The sequence below is a fragment of the Candidatus Viridilinea mediisalina genome, assembly GCF_002532535.1.
Classification (GTDB): domain Bacteria; phylum Chloroflexota; class Chloroflexia; order Chloroflexales; family Chloroflexaceae; genus Viridilinea; species Viridilinea mediisalina.
In genome coordinates, this window is record NZ_NQWI01000244.1 from 1 (window position 1) to 2,337 (window position 2,337).

The following is a 2,337-nucleotide window of genomic DNA, read 5'->3' on the forward strand; positions in this document are numbered from 1 at the left end:
GACTAAAGTCGGCACTACCTACGGCGCAAACAGGAATGTTCCTACGAACCTTCGCTCAGGATGGCAACGCAACGGGGCAATCAACAGCATCCGCTTCCCTAAGTCCCTCTTCTCTCTCCTGCTTTCTGCATCTTTACCCTAATGATACCATATGCAAGCAGTGATGTGATACAATCGGCATAGAGGTGACTGTTGAGACTTGGGGTAAAACATCCGCATGGGAGCGCGGGCGTCTCGCCCGCATCCATGCCATTGCGGGCGAGACGCCCGCGCTCCCAGGAGAAGTGTGAACAGTTACGCATAGGGAGTTGCGCTCTGCACTACGAACGATTATGCCGTCGAATGATTCCCAGCAACGGTTGCAAGCCTTAGCGGCGCTGAATGAGTTGGCGCAGGTGCTTAATGCTGCGCTTAATTTGCGCGAGGTTTTGGATCGTGCGCTTGAGCATGCGCTGGGGCTGCTGAATTTTAGTACAGGCTGGATCTTTTTGCATGATGAGCAAACTGGGTATAGTCTAGCGGTGCGCCATAATGTACCGCCTGCACTGCCCTATCCTGGCCCGGCGTGGCAGGGAGATTGTGACTGTCAAGAGCTGTGCCGCAGTGGGCGCTTGGATAAAACGGTACATCTAGTCACATGTTCACGGCTGCGCGGTGCGCTCGGTGACAAGTGGGGCTTGGCGCGGCATGTATCGGTGTTGTTACGCAGCAATGATGAGTTGCTGGGTATTTTGAATCTGGCTATGGCGCAGTGGGGCCGGATTGGGCCGTTTGAGCAGCATGTGCTTGCGACGGCGGGGAATATTGTTGGGGCTGCGATTGTGCGGGCACGGCTCTATGAGCAGGCGAAGATACGGCGGGTACAAGAGCAGCGGGCGCTGCTGAATCTTTCCCAGGATTTGTTGTTGAGTGAGGCGCTTGAACCGGCCTTGCAGCGGTTGGCGCGGGTGGGTGCGCGGCTGCTTGAGGCTGATGCTTGTGCCTTTATTGAGGCGGATGAACTCGCAGGGCGTGCGGTGCTGCGGGCGGCGCATGGTTGGCAACTGCCCCATGATGCCCCTTGGCCGGTCAGCTTGGATGCCACGAGCCCGCATCTCTGGTACCTGCCTGAGCGAGCCAACGAGCTTGCGGCGGAGAGTCTCAGTCCATTACCAACACTGCTGGCCGCTCAGGGCTTTATGGGCCACTTAGGGCTTGCGGTGGAGCTTGGTGGCGTCCCAGTTGGAACGCTGATGGTCAACACCCACGCAACGCGCCATTTCTTCGAGGAAGAGGGGCAACTGTTGGCGCTATTGGGCAATCTCCTCATCCAGACGCTAGAGCGCGAGCGACTCAGCCAAGAGGCGTTGGCCCGCGAGAAGCTGGAGCAGGAGCTTGATCTTGCCCGTGAGATTCAGGCCAGCTTTTTGCCCGACTGCTGCCCGCATGTCCCTGGGTATCAGATTTGGGCCTACTACCGCGCAGCCCGTCAGGTTGGCGGGGATTTTTTCGACTTTATTGAACTGCCTAGTGCGCCTGGTCAGGCTGCGCCGAGTGCAGCGAACCGGGCGAGCAGCCTAGTGGTGCGTGGTAGTAAGCGTTTTGTGCAACAATCAGCACTCCGGGACTGCTACAACGCACAACGCTTAGGGATAGTGATTGCGGACGTGACCGACAAGGGTGTGCCTGCGGCGCTCTTTATGGCGCTTTCGCGGACCCTGTTGCGGGCAACGGCCATTGATGGGCGTCGGCCAGACGAGGTGCTGCAACGGGCCAACCGCCTGATTCTCGCCGATTCGCGGGCGGGGCTGTTTGTGACCTGTTTCTACGCGATTCTGGAGACAGCGACGGGTGAGGTGAGTTTTGCCAATGGTGGCCATAACTACCCGCTGCTCTGGGAGGCAGCGACGGGTGAGGTGCGTCAGTTGCGGGCTCAGGGGATTGTATTGGGGATTGTGCCTGATCCGCGCTTTGAGGTGCAGTATTGTACGCTACAACCTGGTGATGTGCTGCTCTTTTATACTGACGGCGTAACGGAAGCAATGAATCTTGAGCGCGATCTGTTTGGCGACGAACGGCTCACTGCGGTGTTGGAAGCCAACCACCAGCGCAGCCCGCAAGAGATTGTGCATGCGGTGCTGGCGGCGGTTGCGAGCTTTGTGGGTGGCCAGAGTCAGAGTGATGATATTACGATGGTGGTGTTGAAGCGAGAGGTGGGAGAGAGGTAAAGAGTTTTTCACCACAGAGGCACAGAGGACACAGAGGGGTAGAGAGTTTTTTAGGCTCTCTTGGATTTCCCGGGCTTTTATCCGGTTTTCAGCCGAAACTGTGAAAACCGCCTCTGTTTTAGCGCATCAG

General features: G+C 57.6%; 1 protein-coding gene. It reads left to right on the forward strand.

Annotation, left to right across the window (positions count from 1 at the left end):
* The first annotated feature begins 332 nt into the window (after nt 1–332).
* Nucleotides 333–2,207, forward strand: a complete 1,875-nt coding sequence (locus CJ255_RS21715; RefSeq protein WP_097646161.1) for a GAF domain-containing SpoIIE family protein phosphatase — start codon at nt 333–335, stop codon at nt 2,205–2,207.
* Nucleotides 2,208–2,337 lie beyond the last annotated feature (130 nt).

Bases quoted from the DNA above. Each gene is read 5' to 3' on its own strand.
- CJ255_RS21715 (WP_097646161.1), top strand. From the start codon at position 333: ATGCCGTCGAATGATTCCCAGCAACGGTTGCAAGCCTTAGCGGCGCTG.